Consider the following 866-nt stretch of genomic DNA (forward strand, 5'->3'; position numbering starts at 1 on the left):
AAGCGGCATGGACTTGTGGGGCGTAAGCGCAGGCGCTGGAAGGCGGCCGGCAACGGTCCATGGCCGGAGCCCGAGGGGCCGAACGCGCTGTGGACGGGCGATCACAAGGGCTGGTTCCGGACTGGCGACGGGTGGCGCTGCGAGCCGCTGACGGTGATGGATGGGGCGTGCCGCTATCTTCTGGCGCTCGAAGCGACGGGTTCGACGGCGGACGCCGAGGCCTGGCCGGTGTTTGAGCGCCTGTTTGAAGAGCATGGGCTGCCGGATCGGTTCAGAAGCGACAATGGCCCACCCTTCGCATCGCCTGGCGTCACGGGTCTGACGCCGCTTGCGGCGCGCTTCATCAAGCTTGGCATCGCTCTTGAGCGCATCCAGCCGGGCAAGCCGCAGCAGAACGGGCGCCATGAGCGCTTCCACCTGACCATGCTGCCGATGGCCAAGGCACCGGAGGCCGACAGGGCGGCTCAAGCTCAGGCTTTCGAGGCCTTCCGGCGCAGCTACAATGAGGAGCGCCCGCACGAGGCGCTTGGCATGGGCACCCCGGCGCAGCATTACCGTCCCTCGACCCGTCCCATGCCTAAGACGATTCCCGAGCCGGACTATCCGGCCGAGGCGGCGGTGCGCAGCGTGCGCCAGAACGGCGCCGTCAAATGGCAGGGCGCAGAGATCTACGTCTCGGCCACGCTGGCAGGCGAGCCGATTGCCATCGAAGAGACTGAGAACGGCCAATGGGCGGTGCGCTTCCATGCCCATCCGCTCGGCTTCATCGACCACAAGCACAGGAAACTGGTTCGCCGCAGCGCCGCGCCAACCCAACCGCTTGGCGCTGCCGCGAACCCATCATAAGGGGGAAAACTGTTACCTAT

The 866-nt window shown here is 66.9% G+C and carries 1 protein-coding gene; it reads left to right on the forward strand.

From position 1 onward, the window contains the following. Positions 1-846: integrase core domain-containing protein (locus AC0L24_RS33825; protein ID WP_473565086.1), on the forward strand; the 846-nt coding region annotated here is incomplete at its 5' end. Positions 847-866 lie beyond the last annotated feature (20 nt).

The sequence above is a fragment of the Mesorhizobium sp. WSM4809 genome (assembly GCF_055811655.1).